We start from the raw sequence: 17,324 nt of genomic DNA on the forward strand, positions 1-17,324 counted from the left end.
GCGCGGTGGAGAGGGGAAGCCCGGTGAGCTCAATTAAATACCTGGGGAGTTACTTACATTATCGTTAAAGATAACATTTTTATCAAAATAAATATAAAATGGCCACCATTTGCTGCCAAGGTAGTACCAACCCCTAACCTAACATTTCAATAAGTTCTCTACGAAAACGATGGTAATCTACTTCTAATGCATGACGCATATGCGACTTAAAGCGGTAATGAGGTTTATTCATTTCATGAGCAATTTTTTCATGCAACTGCTCTGGGCGTTTCAATGTCCCCATGATAATACGAGCAACAATCTTTGATTGGTAATCTGCTAAAGGCCAAATACATCCTTGCGGTTGGCATAAACCAATAAAATAAAGATTTTTATAATCCGCATGTATCATCTTGCGATATAAGGGAACTTTAGTCGAGCTACTAAAATCAATAAATTCTTTGTCAAAAAAAGGAAAACTGATTTTATAACCTGTGGCAAAAATGACCGTATCAAATTCATGTTGTTCGCCATTGGTAAAATGTACTTTATTCCCTGCAAAATGAGTAATCCCAGAAATGGGGCATACTTTTCCGTGGCGAATAGAATAAAGCAATTCACTATTAATTGTCGGATGTATTTCTAAAGGACCACAATCAGGTTTCATTAAATGATACTTTGGATAGCGTCCTTGCAAGGTACGAATAACCAAAGCAAATAGTTTCTGACGTAACCAAGAAGGCATCCACAAAGTTTTAGCTACCGCATCATCTGTTGCTTTACCAAAAATAAATTTAGGAAAAATATGATAACCACGACGCATGCTGATGTATGTCTTTGGCGAAACTCGTGCAATTTCTACTGCCACATCACATGCTGAATTTCCACCACCGACAACAAGTACACGCTTTCCCTGGAATACTGATGCTTTTTTATATTGATGTGAATGTAAAATCTCACCAGAAAAATCACCAGGATATTCGGGCATATAAGAATCCCAATGATGGCCATTTGCTATGAGTAAATAATCAAAACACGCTTCATGCATTCCCCGTTCATCTTGATAAACTACGAGCCATTGTTCTTGTTCTGTTTGAGTTACTTTGGTTACTGTTGTATTAAACCAAATGTATTTAGTTAAATCAAAGTGCTCTGCGTAACTATTGAAATACTTCAGTACCATACGGTGTGAAGGATAATCCGGATAATGCGCGGGCATTGGATAATCTTCAAATTGGGACCAGCGCTTTGAACTGATAATATGTGTTGTTTCATATACGCTAGAATGATTGTTTTCCTCATCATATACCCAGTTACCACCTATTTGATTACTCTTTTCAAATACGGTGATGTCAGAAACTCCCTGCTCTTGTAAATTTTTAATTGCAGCCAGCCCACTAGGACCGGCCCCGATAACACATACGCGAAAATGGCGACTGTCCTTAGGCTTTTGCTCTATTTGCATTATTTGTTACCTTTTTAACTTCTTTCATGATCATTGCCTGTACCACAGGATTTTTATCAATTGTAAAATGATTTACCTTAACACCTTTTAATGCACCAACATTAATATTTTCCACATTAGTTTTAACGGGGTCTACTGCTTTGAGCTTCAAACCACTAAACATGGGCACATAACCTGGCTTATAAAAATTCATTGCGTGTTTGACATTAGGTGGCACTATTGTTTGCGACACCGCATCCACAGTGACAAGGAGAGCAACAGGAATATTTAACTTATTTAAATTACGCGCTACTTTAATTTGCTCGTTCGCACCTAATGAATGCCCTACTAAAATAATAGGTCGGTGATCTTTTTGCTTGTAATAATAGGTCACAATTTTGCGAGTAACATCCCCAGCGTTATACCACATGGAACTAGGTGCTGGAATTTCATAAGTATCCACAACAGAACTGCTTAACTCTTTCATTCCCGTACTAAAAACACCCAAGCCACCAAGCATGGTATGGACTTCACCACGATATTTTTTTGCCTGGACAACTTTTTTCTTAGAAGCCGTAGCAACTACCTTCGAATGCGGTTTTTCCTTTTTCACTGGATGATATTTAGCTGCAGACAGGTCAATACAACCCGTCATATTTAAAATGCAGAATGATAAGAAAAATGATGCGATTATATTAGTTTTTCTATTACGAGTACGATTCATTTTATTGTTATTAAAGTTTTTCATGAATAACGTTGCTCAGATGATAGCGTATTCTTATAATGATTGCCAATATAGCTCTAGCATGAATTCCCACAAGCAATAGTTATCGCATGTGAGCATACAGTTTGATAAGATGACAAATTCTCTATTTGGTATGATTAAAATTTATGGAAGCGCATGCAGCAATACTCACCGTAACTCAATTAAACCGTCAAGTTAAAAGCTATCTTGAGAATGAATTAGGCATGGTTCATGTTGAGGGTGAAATCTCTAATTTGAGTAAACCAGGATCCGGACATTTTTATTTCACTCTAAAAGACAGTGGTGCCCAGATACGTTGCGTTTTTTTTAAAAATCGTCATTTCGGTACCATTGCCACAAAACTTAATGATGGCCTACATATTGTTGCCAGTGGAAAATTAAGCCTCTATGAAGCTCGGGGCGATTATCAATTAATTGTTGAGCAAGTCACTGAAGCCGGACTTGGCGCTCTGTATCAACAATTTGAAGAGTTAAAAAATAAACTGGCGGCGGAAGGATTATTTAATCGTATCAATAAAAAACCATTACCTGTCATACCACAAAAAATTGGTATCATCACCTCACCCACTGGGGCAGCGATTCGCGATATGTTATCCACGCTTGCAAGACGCTTTCCCTTGGCACGGGTATTGATTTATCCAAGTGAAGTTCAAGGTGCTGGGGCAGCCCAACAACTTATTAATGCCTTACAACGTGCTAATTATGAAAAACGCTGCGACGTTTTAATTTTGGCACGTGGCGGCGGTAGCATTGAAGATTTATGGGCATTTAATGATGAACAATTAGCCCGACACATTGTTCAAAGCAGTATTCCGATTGTATCCGGTGTGGGGCACGAAACAGATTTTACCATTGCTGATTTTGTCGCTGATTACCGCGCGGAAACACCAACCGCAGCAGCAGCCGCAGTCACTCCAGACTGCCTGGAATTATTTAAATTATTAAACCAATTACAATTACGCCTATTAGAAGCCATGCAACGTCAGGTACAAAAATACCAGATCAAACTGCATCATTTAATGGATAAAATATCATCACCACAAAAAGCGATTGCCAGCTATTGGCAAACTACAGATTATTTAGAACGACAACTCATTTCAAACATGATGCAACTGCTCAAACACAAAAAGCATCAATTACATCTAAGTACTCATCAATTAAATGCACAAAATCCAAGTATGCACATCAAACAAACTCAATTACATCTGCACCAAATTATGAATCAATTAGTGCAGCAGATGCAGCACAAATTACATGATCTGAAATACCAACTACGCACGCAATTATCTACCTTGCATGCAGTAAGCCCTTTGGCTACACTGGATAGAGGGTATGCAATTGCCACTCAAAACGGAAAAGTACTCTTTTCCAATAAACAAGTAGCAGTAGGTGAGCAAATCGAAGTACGCTTAGCCCAGGGAAAACTCGCTTGCGAAGTAAAACAAACCCAGGCCATATCATAGGATACAAATACTGCCATGCTTGATAATCTCATTAGTAGTCTTAATTTAATTATTATGCAGACCCAAAATAATAGCGCGTTCTTAGCAGCGATGTTAATTATTTTATGGACTGTCTTTTTCATCACCCGTATTGATAAAAAGTTATTGTATCAACTTGGAATTACTCCGCGAAAACTAAATGGCCTGGCAGGAGTTATCTTTGCTCCCTTTTTGCATGTAAATTTTAATCATCTTTTTTTTAATTGCGTCCCTTTAGTAGTGCTAAGTAATTTTATATTGGTTTATGGATTACCCTATTTTCTTCTGGTCACAGTAATGATTACTGTGTTAAGTGGCCTTGCTATTTGGTGCTTTGCCAAATCTGGAGTGCATGTTGGTGCTAGTGGCGTGATTACCGGTTATTGGGCTTTTTTGGTCAGCAATATTTATCAAAATGGCTCATTAACGGCAATCATTCTTGGATTAATTAGTCTTTACTATTTTGCTGGTATTTTCTTTGGCATTTTCCCAAACCAAAAAGGAGTTTCTTGGGAGGCTCATTTATTTGGCTTTCTTGCAGGATTAGCAACCGATTATTTACTAAAGTATTATCCTGAATATTTTACTTTTATTCTAGTGTAATATCTTCAAACAGCTCGCCATTGCACTCATTTAATTTGATAGCGGAAACAGCTCTCGCTGTTCTCCTAATGGAGTCAACTTAAGGCTATTTCCTCTTTCTCTCTGTCATTAAGTTAAGGCCCTCTACACCCCAATTCATACCAAATTTGGATGCGTCCTCTTTTTTGAGGCTCAATTCAGCGAGGAGCCCACGCAAAAGATTTCTCATGCCTCCCTCCTAAACCCGATGATTATTGTTGTTTGACGCTGAAGAAGCTTGCGCCGCAGATGCAAAACTGGATGAAGCACCATACATACTGTACAGATTGCCCCCTAACGACACGCCAACTAAATCGCTTAAATGGGCGTACTCTTTTTCACGCAATTGCTTTTGCAACTCGTTCTCAATGGCTACGCCAGAAAGCGTAGAAAAAACCTGCTTCACATCCTGCACCAATGCATTACACCGACGGTCAAATTCCTTGCGACGCTCAGGAATGTTCCGGAAACTCGCGCTCCCTAATTGACCAGGAAGAAACATAGTTATCATACGACTCATCGAAACATGTAATTTAATTTCAGCTTCATCCGCACGTTGTTTCTCTTGCTCTTTTCCTTTAACTGCTGCTTCTTTTCCTTTAACTGCTTCTTCTTTTCCTTTAACTGCTTCTTCTTTTCCTTTAACTGCTTCTTCTTTCTCTTTAACTGCTTCTTCTTTCTCTTTAACTGCTTCACTCAGCTTTATATTCGCATTATTCAGCTGTTCATTCGCATTATCTGTTCGTTGTGTTTCTTCTTGAAACTGCTCGTGCATTTTGTTCAGCTGTTCTTGTGTTTTCGCTAATTCATCCAGCTGTTGTTTTAACTTGCGTGCCATCATCTCTTCATAAAACAACCATCGGTCAAAAGCCTCTCGCCCTTGAGCATTGCCAGCATACAACTTCTTTGTGGAAACACATGCCGTAGGTTCTTTCCTTCGGTTGCGTTCTGCAGGGGTTTGTGCCTGCTTCAGGTTCTTCACATATTCCTCATGCAATACTAAACTGCTTAAATCCAATGGGGCTTGAGGGGGCAATACAATATTTAATTCTTCGTTCTTCTCTTCTTCTGTGATGCCCAATCTTTCTTGACGTACCGCAGGGACAAAAACAACTTCTGCTTCTTTATTTTCCGCTTCAGCACTCCCTTGAATTTTTAGCAGTGGCAATGAGGGGGATTGAGCTTGCCATTGGCCTTGTGCCCAGATTTCTCGAATACGCTTTGCTTCTTTTTTCCATGAGTCCATCTGCTGCATGCAATACTCGCGAATCACCTGCTCTTCTTTATCCGTACTTACTCCTTTATCCGGATGGATGGCTGGAAGAACACGTTGCTTTATTTCCCGCCAAGCACCTTCCAATTGCCCTACCGCATAATCCGACACAGTAAGCGCTTGCTTTAAATCATAGTTCGCAAAATACTCGTGATTTTGATGCTTATTGCGTTGGTTCATTTCATACGCCAACGCATGCTCCGTTTCCCCGGGCACGTAGGCCGTTTGATGCACCCAATGCGCGTACTTTAAGCGACGCACACACTGATTCTCTAATCGGCACAGCAGAGCATTGGCTTGCTGGAAAAATACATCGTTACTGCCAAATTGATTCATGCTTTGGCGCCATTTTTTTTTGGCAACTTGCATCTTCTCTTCCAATTTAAGTAACGCATCATCAAATGTCTGCAGCAGAAATAAATAATTATTTGTGTCTTGGCGTAAAACCCGTTCATAATGCTGGCGGATACGCCAAGCATATTGGCTCCATTGCGTAAACCGTGCCTCCATTCGCTGGTACAAAACCAAATACTCCGACGCTTTACTCGGGGTCGGCAGCAGGCGCATTAATTCAACGCGCCCATCATACGCATTCCACTGCGCCACTTGCGTTAACTCTTTATCTAATCGCTGGACAACTTTGTCGATTTTGCGCTCCATCCCCTCCCAAGGTCTTGTGCTCGTCTTATGTTCTATCGCTTCAATTCCCTTTTTATGGACGTAAGGCCTGTCTGCATAATACGCCCTCCCGCGCTCATACCAGTCACTTAAGGCGGTCAATGCTTCAGGATGAGACGACGCTAAATCAAACTCTTGTAACAAAACCCATAATGCATCAGCTACGTCACAATACCTCGTATCATTCACCATGACTCGCGACCCGAATACCGTACGCAACCAATCCATCAATGCCACAAGAATGTTCTGCATTCGAATAAGAAGCGTGGGTGAATCCTTCGATGACTCCGCTTCGGGCACTGCAGACACTAAATACAAACGGCGCAAACGCTTAAAAAAATCCAACCGCATCTTAAAAACAGCAAAATTATTGGGGCTCTCAATTAATGACCCCTTATTCAAAGCAAAGTCCTCATGCAAAAACACGCTCATATGCTCTTGATAACGAGCTTTCGCATCAATACCTGCAGGCCACAATTGCTCTAAAGAAAATGCTATAGGCTTCTCAAAAGGTGTCCATTTACAGGAAAGATAATGCGTTAAAACCTGAACATCTCCACAGTGAAGCGGAGAGTTAACAACTAATTTAAGTAACTCCTTATTTAACTCAGCCAATTGAATCGTTACTTCTTCCACAGAAAGTCTCTTAAAGTACGCATTCAATCCCGACCATTGCTGCAGCAACGCCGTTAACAACGCTTCCCTCCGTGATGCATGCAATACACCCCAATTCATACCAAATTTGGATGCGTCCTCTTTTTTGAGGCTCAATTCAGCGAGGAGCCCACGCAAAAGATTTCTCATGCCTCCCTCCTAAACCCGATGATTATTGTTGTTTGACGCTGAAGAAGCTTGCGCCGCAGATGCAAAACTGGATGAAGCACCATACATACTGTACAGATTGCCCCCTAACGACACGCCAACTAAATCGCTTAAATGGGCGTACTCTTTTTCACGCAATTGCTTTTGCAACTCGTTCTCAATGGCTACGCCAGAAAGCGTAGAAAAAACCTGCTTCACATCCTGCACCAATGCATTACACCGACGGTCAAATTCCTTGCGACGCTCAGGAATGTTCCGGAAACTCGCGCTCCCTAATTGACCAGGAAGAAACATAGTTATCATACGACTCATCGAAACATGTAATTTAATTTCAGCTTCATCCGCACGTTGTTTCTCTTGCTCTTTTCCTTTAACTGCTGCTTCTTTTCCTTTAACTGCTTCTTCTTTTCCTTTAACTGCTTCTTCTTTTCCTTTAACTGCTTCTTCTTTCTCTTTAACTGCTTCTTCTTTCTCTTTAACTGCTTCACTCAGCTTTATATTCGCATTATTCAGCTGTTCATTCGCATTATCTGTTCGTTGTGTTTGCTTTCCGAGCATAGAGTTCAATGTGTTAACTTGAGCGTGAGCACGTTCCAGTTCTTCCTTTGCTTTATATTGCCTAACATATCGTTGTCTTGCTTCTGCCAAACGCATTAATTCATTTTGAAGATCAGAATAAGCTTCAAATAACTCAACGAAAGTTTTTCTCCCTAAATTTCGTATGCTCCATGCGCGGTCTGAATTAATTTTCTCCAATACGTCGCCATCAATTACCAAATCTTCTTCAGGTTTAGATAATACAGAACATACATACATTTTTACTGCACTCATAAAGAAATCTTGTTTGTTGGTAATCGCAGTGGATAGCTTTTGTGTTGTTTGGGTTTCTTGCTTTTGGGGTGCTACCATTGCTAATAAACTATCATTGAGCAAAACATACATAATCTCTAAAATCTGCAAAAAAATAGTAGTGCGTTCTGATTGTGCCCCATCACGTGCATTCAGATTAAAAGTTTGCGAAAAAACGTTCCACAACCTGCTGTCTTCTGATGTTGAACGCTCATGTAAACGCCGGGCAAAGGCTACAAGAGCCTGGTTTAAACGGCGCCATTTATCTTTTAATAAAAAGACCGTATCGCCTAAAGATAAAGCACGTTCTTCAAGATGCGATAAAATCAGTTGTGATTGTTCTACTACTAACATATATCCACGACGATTTTCCTGAGATATTTGCTGGACCTGATTCATCCAGAGCAATGGGTTTGCACCTAAAGCCATAACATAACGAATGGTTTGTTCACAAAATGTTTGTTGTTCTTTTGAGACGATTTCTTTTTGAAGCTCATCCATTAAGACAATTAACAGAGCATCTAATGCTTTATATTCGTCAGCACGTTGCTTTTCATCCTTCTTCTTCACCGGCAGCAGATGTCGTTTAATGCCAGCTAAAAATTCATCTGCCTTAAACTGATCTCTAAGTGTTTCTATTGTTAATTTATTATTGAGTTCCTTAACCAAGATTTTAGTACTTTCTGTAAAGGGATTAAAGAACGGGTTTTTCTTTTCTGCATGAGCATCAATTATTCTCTTTTGTGATTTCAGCTCATTTCGCGACTCCTGCACCCAAAATACTGCCGGGTCTTGCATATTACCAGTACCCTTACACACCAACTCTCTCATTTGCGCATTGTCTAAGATCAATGGTTTTTGTGTTGGCGGTACTGTATAATTATTTCCTAAAGAGTGAGACCTGCCTTGTTCATCAATGTAGAATAGTGCATTAGTAGCCAAAAAGATGTAGCTTTTTTTATAGGGAGTCACATCAGCAGGAAGCTCTTGTTGTGAATTCAAATAGTGGATAACATTCTCCCCACGATGCGCTTTTTCCATAAAGCCTGTAACTTCTTTTTTTTCTTCCGTGCCACCCCACTCCAGCATTATTGCTAAATCATCACATAAATCTTCTTGAGTTCTATAATGGCGTAAATCCTGCAAATATCCCGCATGCAGTTGTTCAAATTGCCGTAATTGCTTTTTTGTACCCTTAGTCTGCTCAATTAATTTTATGAAGAGCGGTCTCTTCTCTTTGTTTTCTTCACACAGTAATTGTTTAATCCAAGCACTTAAATAAGTCACAAAAGTTGGAAGCTCAGACGCGGGAGCTTGCTGGGGAATTTCCTGTACGGATGCTGGCTGAGGAACTTCTTGTTGAAGAGGTTCTTGGTTAACTATAGGGTCTGTGTTATCGTTAGGGTTCTCCTGATGATCAATTACAATAGGCTCCATGGGATTTGCATTAGCGCTTGTGGTCTCACCTGGCTTATCGGTGAGCCGCTGACTAAGCAGGCGCTTTATTTGTTCAATACATTTCTGAATCTCTGTTCTCCCCACAGTAGCCGTAAAATGCTCATAAATTGGACTTATTTCAAGTACAATAAGCTTCACTGCAAGCTCACCTAAAATTAATTTTTCAGATTGGGGTTGTACCAAAAGCAATAAACACTCTCTAATCCACCGTGCACGCGCTTCGTGCATTTGTCCTGTTGCAGATCTAAGAGGTTCATCAGTCGTTAAATCTGTATTATAACCTTTGTCATTAGCATACCTATTAAATAATTGTGCAATAACTTGAATAGTCGTACTTTGGAGTGCACTGCTTGTATTTTCTGAAGAAGTAGTTGTGGTTGTTGATGTGGTCTTTGGAGCAGGCAAGCTATTCCTGTTTTCCTGAGTGTAGAAGTTTGTTAAGTATTGCATTTGTCCCGATTCAATAAGGGTTATGTCTAATTTTCTTTGTATAATATAGATTTTACTTAAATCACTGCAAATTTCTTTCTTTATTCGTTGATGTAATTCCTCACTATCCAAGTTATAAAATGTCAATGAAACCGATAAATGCTGATTGATTTTAGGCAATTCGTCTGCCTTATGATGAGCGAGTGCCGTATAACCGCTGAATTGTATGGAAAGGTTATGCACAGTAATATCTAAATCCGTCCTGATTCTATTTGTGAATGTCGTTAAATAATCATTTAACGGAGAAAGCTTGATGATGCCCGCTAATAATCCCATCCAACTTGTATAAGCAATAAATGATCTTATCGCTTCAAGCATTTCATCTAAATTCTCTATCTCTTGCAAGATGGAACATAATTTAGTAATCATAGCGGCAAAGCAGTAATTATTATTTCTTTGATTATCGTTAAAATAATCAATAATAACTTGCAATCTGTCATGCTTAGGTAAGGTTTCGAGAGTAACTTGACTGGGATTTTGAGAAATAGAATTATAAGCCATGCTTTCAATATGTTGCAAGGAAGTCAAATACACATCATCATGCAGTGCGTCTTGAGATATGGTCGGCTCATGATAAGCAATAATTTGACGTATTACTACCTTCTTTAATGCTAATACATATTCTTTAACTTGATCTACACAAATATTATGACTTTGCGATGTGCGTCTACATGCCAAAATAGTATTAAAGCTGGAAAAATACTTACCATGAGTTGTGTATAAATATATTCCTGTTTTTGTGGGCAGATCATTTTTTCTAAATAGTTTCGTTGAAGGCTCCATTACCCTCAAGATAAAACTCTTCATTGCCTCCAAATAGCGCTCATGATCAATTTGATTTATGTTTCCTTCGGCCAAAACAAATACAATAAATCGTTTGCACAAATGAAACAGGGCCACATCAGAAACATCAGTGACTGGTGCTGTCATATCTTCCAATGAAGAAACATCAAGTAATATGTTAGCCCAACTCTTCACATATTCCTCATAAAGTTTGATCAATTTATCATCTATTTTCGCTTCCATACGAGGAAAAGTTACTTCCTGGCCTCCCAAATGAGCATTCGATGCTTTCTCTACGAAACGTAAACCTTTATTTAAAAGTCCCTTGCTCATTTTATACTCTGAAACTAATAAATCATTAGGAAAATGACTTTTAGGAGTAGATTCAAAACTTATTACCTTGTCACTAAGAGTTCCAGTAATCAGCCCAGAGTCACATAGTGCATCAAAATAACACTGTAAAATAGAAAAAGTATCATTATCTAAGATAATTGTTTGCCTTTGTAGCATAATCATGTTCTGGTTCTCCAATAGATGAATGTTGGGCTTGCGTTAATCCAGTTTTAATTTTTATATTTCATTTTCCTTATCAATATCCTATAAAAAACCTAGGGCTTCGGCACGATAACGAAAAGTCAACGACTTTTATTTTGCTTTTTAACTATTCACATTGAGTAAATTAATCCTTTTGAGTGGAACATGCATATTAATGATTTCTTATTGACCATTCAACTTTTTTTGGATAGCCTGGCACACTGAATCAGCCAATGATTTAGATTAAATGTAAAAAAGGACAATTCTATAATTAATTGAAAAATTGTTATTTTTACTTTTCTTTACAAGAATAAAACTAAATAAAAAACAGAAGATTTCTTAGTGATGATTAAGAAATATCTTACACATAATACAGATTATTTCTTGCATTAGATAAATAGCCAGATCATTACTTTAATGTCCATTTTAGATAAGAAATCCAGTTATTGCCGAGAGATCCACACGAATCTTATGTCCCTACGTACCGTATCCACGGCATCCTCAACGGACTCTAGTGTAATGCAAAACAAACCAAGGTCTACACTTGCTTAAAACTCTATGCTATCCTAAAAATAATATTTATCAGAGATAATCAATATGCGATTGTTTAAGCCTATTCTTGTTGCCAGCATGCTTAATCTGCTGCTTTCTCCTTCTTTCGCCGCCAAAAAATACAGCATTGGTTGTTGTAACAAAATGGGTGGCGTGAGCTACTGCGATTCATCTGCAGGACGACTCGTTTGCAACAACGGATTTTATTCTACTTGCTATTGTACCCCTCACGCAGTCATGGATTTACAATTGCTCAGAGGCTGTTGTCTATGGCGTGGTGGTGTGTTACCTCCATCAGTAGCTTCACCGTCAGGTTTAGTGGTGTGCAATGACGGTTCCGTTTCCGAAGAATGTTCGTTACAAAATCCACCAGATAAAATTGCAGCCTGGTAGGCCCCACGATATACTTCGCGGAATAAACCATACTTTTGCTGTGAAGACGATCATGATAGAGCAAATTAAAGCAACGCTTACCAAAGTACGACAAAATAAACCTCTAATATTATGCCTCACGAATTATGTAACGATGGATTTAATGGCGAATAGCCTACTAGCCCTCGGCGCAGCGCCTGTAATGTCTGAATCTATTGATGAAATTGAAGAATTTGTCACTATTAGTCAAGCAATTTACATTAACATTGGCACCATCACTAATGCCTTTATGGAGCGTGCACGTTTAGCCATTAAAATTGCGAACGCTCAGAATAAGCCGGTTATCCTTGACCCGGTAGGGACTGGAGCTAGCAGACTCAGAACTTCTGCCGCTATGGAGTTACTGCCGTTGGTGAGTGTTATTCGTGGTAATGCCAGTGAAATTATTTCTCTTTCTGGGGCACGCAATGTTAGCAAAGGTGTAGAAGCTACTGATGCCGTGAGCTCAGCGATGAATAGCGCACGTGCACTCGCGCAAAATTACAGTAAAATTATTGTGATTACCGGCCCCGAAGATTTCGTTACCGATGGTACACAGCAAAAAAACCTCGTTTATGGTTCCTCTTTAATGTCACTTATTACCGGAATGGGATGCACCATGACTGCCGTTTTAAGTGCCTTTGTTGCCTGTAACCCTAACTACTATCTTGCTTCTGTAGAAGCTACAGCCTATTTTGGCTTATGCGGTCAACTAACACAAGAACAAGCTAAAGTGCCCGGTTTATTTCGACAAGTATTCATTGATAATTTATACTTTCCTGATTGGAATTATTTTACGCGCTTGATTACAGGAGCTTAATCATGCTTTATAAGACCCTATCAATTGCGGGATTTGATGGTTCTGGCGGTGCCGGTATCCAGGCTGATCTTAAAACTTTCTCTGCTTTGGGGTGTTATGGAATGACAGTACTCACTGCATTGCCGGTCCAAAATACTTGTGGAATAAGAAATTGCTATGAAATTCCTTTACAAGCAATTGAAGAGCAGCTGCATACTATTTTTGATGATATTAGGCCCGATGCCATTAAAATCGGCATGCTCTTTAATAGTAAGATTATTGAATTAGTTGCTAATTTTCTTAAGCAATATGCGCTGGATATACCTATAGTAATTGATCCAGTAACTATTGCCAAAAGTGGTGATCCATTACTGCTATCTGAGGCTGTAGATACATTAGTTATGAAGCTTATCCCATTGGCAACTCTAATTACCCCTAACCTTCCAGAGGCACATACATTTACAGGAGTTAATGCGCAGTCAGAGGAAGAAATGATAGTTGTTGGCCAAAAACTTCTTGATCTTGGCCCTGCTCATGTTTTATTAAAAGGTGGTCATTTGAGCAACAACTCATCCAATGATTTATTACTGGGAAAAAATGGCCTGCAGCATTGGTTTCCAAGTCCAAGAATCGATTCTAAAAACACTCATGGCACTGGCTGCACTCTTTCTGCAGCAATCACCGCCTGTCTTGCGCAAAAAAAATCCCTACAAGAATCCTGTCAAATCGCTAAAAACTATTTATTCAATGCCATAAAAGCGGCACAAAATAATAGCGTTGGCAAAGGCCATGGACCTGTTCACCATTTTTATCATTGGTGGCCTGTTGATTTGTCAGAATTCTGAAATCTTGATGACATTATCCAACCTAAAATAAGGTTGCCATTATATAAAGCATTTTCGAAAAGCATATGCTTTTTTCTATTGTTCTAACCTTAATGGCCATGAGCATTGTTAATATAGCCTTAATTTTAATTTGTTAATATTTTGCCCACTTAATCGTGTTAAATCAGGCTTATATGACAGCAATTTATTTTTTCAATTATGTAGATACAGCTAGAATATTTAGAAAAATAACAGTAATTGATGGTGTACCTTTTTATTGCTCATCAGGAACCAACTCTGGATGTCCAGAAACATGGTTCCCTTTTTTAGGACTCGATTGGAACGGCTGGTTTAGAAAACCTGGCTTTATAAAAGAATTATCAAATTTATACGATACCATTCCTCCACAATATAACAATTTTTTTCCCACTACAGATATTAGAAAGAGATTTGCAAGTTTAAAGTGTTTGCTAATTTCCAGCGTAATTGGTGGCGGTTTTTGGAAAACAGAAAATGGAGAGACATTGTTATCTCAATTAAAACAAGATCATCCAGATTTTTATAAAAATAATGTTTATGAACTTCAAGACAGCCACATAACCTACAATACTGAAAATAAACCAGCCCTCTCAATAGACGTGAAAAGAATATATAGAAAAATAAACGAGTTGCTTGAGGAGGGAACAAAAAACTCATTAACAACTGAATTTTATGCCGCATTATTTTATCAAAATTTTGTCGAATGTAGGTTCGCAAAAGAAACATTATGCCCAATCAAAAGTAATACAATCACCCTATTTAAACCTAAGTATCCTGAATTTCCAAAAACACTTTCCCCGACATATCATAAGAAAATGATATGGCCAAGTGACATTGAAAGAAGTTTCTCTTTAACTGAAGAACAAAGAGAAGAAACGGAAAATTACATAAAAGCACGTTACCCATATATTATAGAGGATATGAGAACTAAAACTCCATCTTGTTATTATTCAGTTGATGCTGATGAAGACCTCCAGAACACTTATCAGGGAATGAAAACATACCTAAATATTAAATTTTTGCACAATGGTGAAATTGTTGTCTATAGATATAAGGATGTCAGGTATAACAATAGAGATACTCTTAGTTTAAACGTATATAACTTATCACGTGGGGAATGGAATGTCTTAAAAAATACAACCCCAAATTTTCTTATCCCTTATTTAAAACTATTAAGTGATGAACCCCATATTGCAAAAATCTATGACTTTACTGAATTTGATCATAGAATTTCGCAAATAGGGAAGCTATACCACAAAAATCTAACAGAACTTATGCTCGCAACACCATTGAGTACAGAACAAAAAAATAAATTCATGTTGTCACTTCTACAAGGGCTAAATACTATTCATAAAATACCCTATCGGTTTGAAAGAACTGAAGGTTACCTGTCTCATGCGGATATTAAATTTGAAAATATATTTTATGATGAAAATGTAGATAATGTTGTCATCGACGATCTTGATGAATCTGGAAAATGGAATGTTCTTACCGCAAGCTCATGCTTTATTGCCCCGGAATTTGCACTGGAAATGCTTAAGTTGCAAACTAATCATTATACAGATGATCATATCATTACTTTTAACAAAGATAAGGGACAAGGTATTGATGTATGGAATTTAGGATTAGTATTTGCCGGTTTATTACAAGGAAAACTTGTTAACCATGACACTTATCTCCGTAACGTGTATTTTCCTAATTTAAATTTTGTTTTGGATCGTTTACAACCACCGGAATACAGATTAACATTCATGAGCGATATAGCCAGTTTAGATCAGACAGAAGTTGATGAAGAGCTAAACCGAATTAAGCAAAAATTACCTCAAACTTCTGAAGGGCAAAAGCTGTGCCATTTATGGAATATTGTTCATCAAATGCTGCAGGTATCACCCAAAAAACGACCTACGTGTATGGAATTGTTAAGTCAAATGCAATTACAACGAACAGAGCTATCTGCTCAAGAAACTGCTGGACTTCATAGAAATAGTATATTCTCTATCAATAGAACAAATGTTACTGAACATGTTAAGTCTAATTCTAACCCAAGTCCTCAATTAACTCGTGTTTGGGATAAGGGCCTCTGGAGTTTCAAACCTGAAATTGTGTTGGCGAAAAACTCGACAATTGCACTTTTTGCTCCTCTTCATAAAAAGTCGCATCTTGTGAAAGATCACGATAGGAGCGTCATCTCGAAGTACAGCTCATCCAATTAGCCTTAAGGTAATAGCTCACGGGTATGTATATTTTGTCTTTGCAAGCCTTGGCGAAGCAATCCAGAACGATGCCTCGTTAGAGCTCTGTTCTGGATTGCTTCACTACGTTCGCAAAGACAGCAGTTTTTTATCTCGAGCTTCAAGAAATGTCATACCTCGTGAGCTATTACGCCTTAAGTTTATTTGACACATAGAAACTCTACGGACTTCAGAAGAAACTAATCAAATGTTGTGTCGTACTGCAGAAGGAGCTAACCTTTCAACCCCATCTAGTGCCGTTTGATTTTGTGGTTCTATTTCTAATACGTGCCTATAGTCTGCTAAGGCTGCTTCACGCCATCATAACCATGACTCTCTTCATTTTCATTTATGGTTGCTCGTCTTAGTAATGCCGCTACATTGTCCGGTTCTCTTTCCAAAACACAATTGCAATCTTGTAAAGCTTCGTAATTCGGTACAGCTTGGAGCTGAGTACGCTCAAATCTTGCGCCTAAATCATCTGGATTTGTTGCATTTTGTTGTCTTCCTCCAAAAAAAGCATGTCCTTGATTCATTATATCATCTACATTAGATCGCTCTTGAGCATTAAATAAAGCATCAGAATTAAGTGATCTTTCTATCTCAACTAGTAGCAAACGAGAGGATGTAGCTCTATTGGCTGTTTGAAGCCAATAGAGCGAAGAAGTCCCACGGGCTGCGTTATTTTGTTGAGTGAATGGGATATCAATCGTAGGGGCGATAACTCGGGCATTGTATATGGCAACATGTTGCTTAGTTAATTCTTTAACATCATTCGCGATTGTTTCGTCATAGGAACCAAGGCGGCCAATGAGATTTTTAATAATAGGAGTAGATGAATAACCATAGTCAGGATTAATACTTTCGTTGATATTTTCAATAATTTTTCCAAGTTGTATTGCAGCTGCATCGCTGTCTTGGCTCTCTTTAGCTAAATTGTGAATTATTCCACCATTCACGTCGTCACTAAAAAGGATTGCTATTTGGAGATATTCCAAATCGCTGTGCTTTAACCTCTCGCGAAGAGCTTCTTGTTGAGGAGCATCATAAGGTTGAAAAGCGGTATAATTGAGCACTTCTTCAAGTTGCTCTGTAGTCAGAGCCATAATATCACAAGTGTATATAAATTTAACAAAATGTTAAATTTCAATCGTTATTAGAGTATAATAAGCCTCTTTTTTTGTCAATTAATTAAACTAAACAGGGACGTTTTAAAAAGGATGAAGTCTTGCTGAACTCTTAATGGCGTCAACTTAAGGATTTTTAAATAGAGTTGTAGGTTGGGCCTTGG

General features: G+C 38.4%; 11 protein-coding genes. 6 read left to right on the forward strand and 5 right to left on the reverse strand.

The window, feature by feature from the left end; translation table 11 throughout:
* Positions 1-133 precede the first annotated feature (133 nt).
* Positions 134-1,444 (reverse strand): flavin-containing monooxygenase, encoded by a 1,311-nt coding sequence (locus tag QM652_RS11290; protein ID WP_415075836.1) that lies wholly within the window; start codon positions 1,442-1,444, stop codon positions 134-136.
* A complete protein-coding gene (locus tag QM652_RS11295; RefSeq protein ID WP_415075856.1) occupies positions 1,422-2,147 on the reverse strand; it encodes a hypothetical protein in 726 nt (241 codons plus the stop codon). Before QM652_RS11295 ends, QM652_RS11290 begins: the two co-directional genes overlap by 23 nt.
* A gap of 167 nt (positions 2,148-2,314) precedes the next feature.
* Between QM652_RS11295 and xseA the strand changes: the two genes are divergently transcribed.
* Positions 2,315-3,652: an exodeoxyribonuclease VII large subunit gene (xseA, locus tag QM652_RS11300; RefSeq protein WP_415075838.1), complete on the forward strand. Its 1,338-nt coding sequence runs from the start codon at positions 2,315-2,317 to the stop codon at positions 3,650-3,652.
* A gap of 15 nt (positions 3,653-3,667) precedes the next feature.
* Positions 3,668-4,273 carry a rhomboid family intramembrane serine protease gene (locus QM652_RS11305; protein ID WP_415075840.1) on the forward strand — a complete coding sequence of 202 codons (606 nt, stop codon included), beginning with the start codon at positions 3,668-3,670 and terminating at the stop codon, positions 4,271-4,273.
* Between the two features lie 217 nt (positions 4,274-4,490).
* On the opposite strand, the gene QM652_RS11310 is transcribed toward QM652_RS11305, so the two are convergent.
* Positions 4,491-7,046 carry a hypothetical protein gene (locus QM652_RS11310; protein WP_415075842.1) on the reverse strand — a complete coding sequence of 852 codons (2,556 nt, stop codon included), beginning with the start codon at positions 7,044-7,046 and terminating at the stop codon, positions 4,491-4,493.
* A gap of 9 nt (positions 7,047-7,055) precedes the next feature.
* Positions 7,056-11,159 carry a hypothetical protein gene (locus tag QM652_RS11315; protein ID WP_415075844.1) on the reverse strand — a complete coding sequence of 1,368 codons (4,104 nt, stop codon included), beginning with the start codon at positions 11,157-11,159 and terminating at the stop codon, positions 7,056-7,058.
* Between the two features lie 615 nt (positions 11,160-11,774).
* Here QM652_RS11315 and QM652_RS11320 point away from each other — a divergent pair.
* From QM652_RS11320 to QM652_RS11335, 4 genes are all read left to right on the forward strand, one after another.
* A complete protein-coding gene (locus QM652_RS11320) occupies positions 11,775-12,122 on the forward strand; it encodes a neurogenic locus notch (RefSeq protein WP_415075846.1) in 348 nt (115 codons plus the stop codon).
* A gap of 52 nt (positions 12,123-12,174) precedes the next feature.
* Positions 12,175-12,960, forward strand: coding sequence for a hydroxyethylthiazole kinase (thiM, locus tag QM652_RS11325; protein WP_415075848.1), 786 nt, complete (start codon positions 12,175-12,177; stop codon positions 12,958-12,960).
* 2 nt (positions 12,961-12,962) lie between these two features.
* Positions 12,963-13,784 carry a bifunctional hydroxymethylpyrimidine kinase/phosphomethylpyrimidine kinase gene (gene thiD, locus QM652_RS11330; RefSeq protein WP_415075850.1) on the forward strand — a complete coding sequence of 274 codons (822 nt, stop codon included), beginning with the start codon at positions 12,963-12,965 and terminating at the stop codon, positions 13,782-13,784.
* Positions 13,785-13,957: 173 nt separating this feature from the next.
* A complete protein-coding gene (locus QM652_RS11335; RefSeq protein WP_415075852.1) occupies positions 13,958-16,015 on the forward strand; it encodes a protein kinase domain-containing protein in 2,058 nt (685 codons plus the stop codon).
* A 320-nt stretch (positions 16,016-16,335) separates the two neighbouring features.
* Here QM652_RS11335 and QM652_RS11340 read toward each other — a convergent pair whose 3' ends face one another.
* Entirely contained in the window at positions 16,336-17,139 is an 804-nt protein-coding gene (locus tag QM652_RS11340; RefSeq protein WP_415075854.1) for a hypothetical protein, read from the reverse strand.
* Between the last annotated feature and the right edge of the window lie 185 nt (positions 17,140-17,324).

The sequence above is a fragment of the Legionella sp. genome (assembly GCF_047605385.1).
Taxonomy (GTDB): domain Bacteria; phylum Pseudomonadota; class Gammaproteobacteria; order Legionellales; family Legionellaceae; genus Legionella.

Excerpts from the sequence above, each read along its gene's own strand:
- QM652_RS11340 (WP_415075854.1), bottom strand. The coding sequence starts at position 17,139 with ATGGCTCTGACTACAGAGCAACTTGAAGAAGTGCTCAATTATACCGCT.
- QM652_RS11290 (WP_415075836.1), bottom strand. The coding sequence starts at position 1,444 with ATGCAAATAGAGCAAAAGCCTAAGGACAGTCGCCATTTTCGCGTATGT.
- thiM (WP_415075848.1), top strand. The coding sequence starts at position 12,175 with ATGATAGAGCAAATTAAAGCAACGCTTACCAAAGTACGACAAAATAAA.
- QM652_RS11335 (WP_415075852.1), top strand. The coding sequence starts at position 13,958 with ATGACAGCAATTTATTTTTTCAATTATGTAGATACAGCTAGAATATTT.
- QM652_RS11305 (WP_415075840.1), top strand. The coding sequence starts at position 3,668 with ATGCTTGATAATCTCATTAGTAGTCTTAATTTAATTATTATGCAGACC.
- thiD (WP_415075850.1), top strand. The coding sequence starts at position 12,963 with ATGCTTTATAAGACCCTATCAATTGCGGGATTTGATGGTTCTGGCGGT.
- xseA (WP_415075838.1), top strand. The coding sequence starts at position 2,315 with ATGGAAGCGCATGCAGCAATACTCACCGTAACTCAATTAAACCGTCAA.
- QM652_RS11295 (WP_415075856.1), bottom strand. The coding sequence starts at position 2,147 with ATGAATCGTACTCGTAATAGAAAAACTAATATAATCGCATCATTTTTC.
- QM652_RS11310 (WP_415075842.1), bottom strand. The coding sequence starts at position 7,046 with ATGAGAAATCTTTTGCGTGGGCTCCTCGCTGAATTGAGCCTCAAAAAA.
- QM652_RS11315 (WP_415075844.1), bottom strand. The coding sequence starts at position 11,159 with ATGATTATGCTACAAAGGCAAACAATTATCTTAGATAATGATACTTTT.
- QM652_RS11320 (WP_415075846.1), top strand. The coding sequence starts at position 11,775 with ATGCGATTGTTTAAGCCTATTCTTGTTGCCAGCATGCTTAATCTGCTG.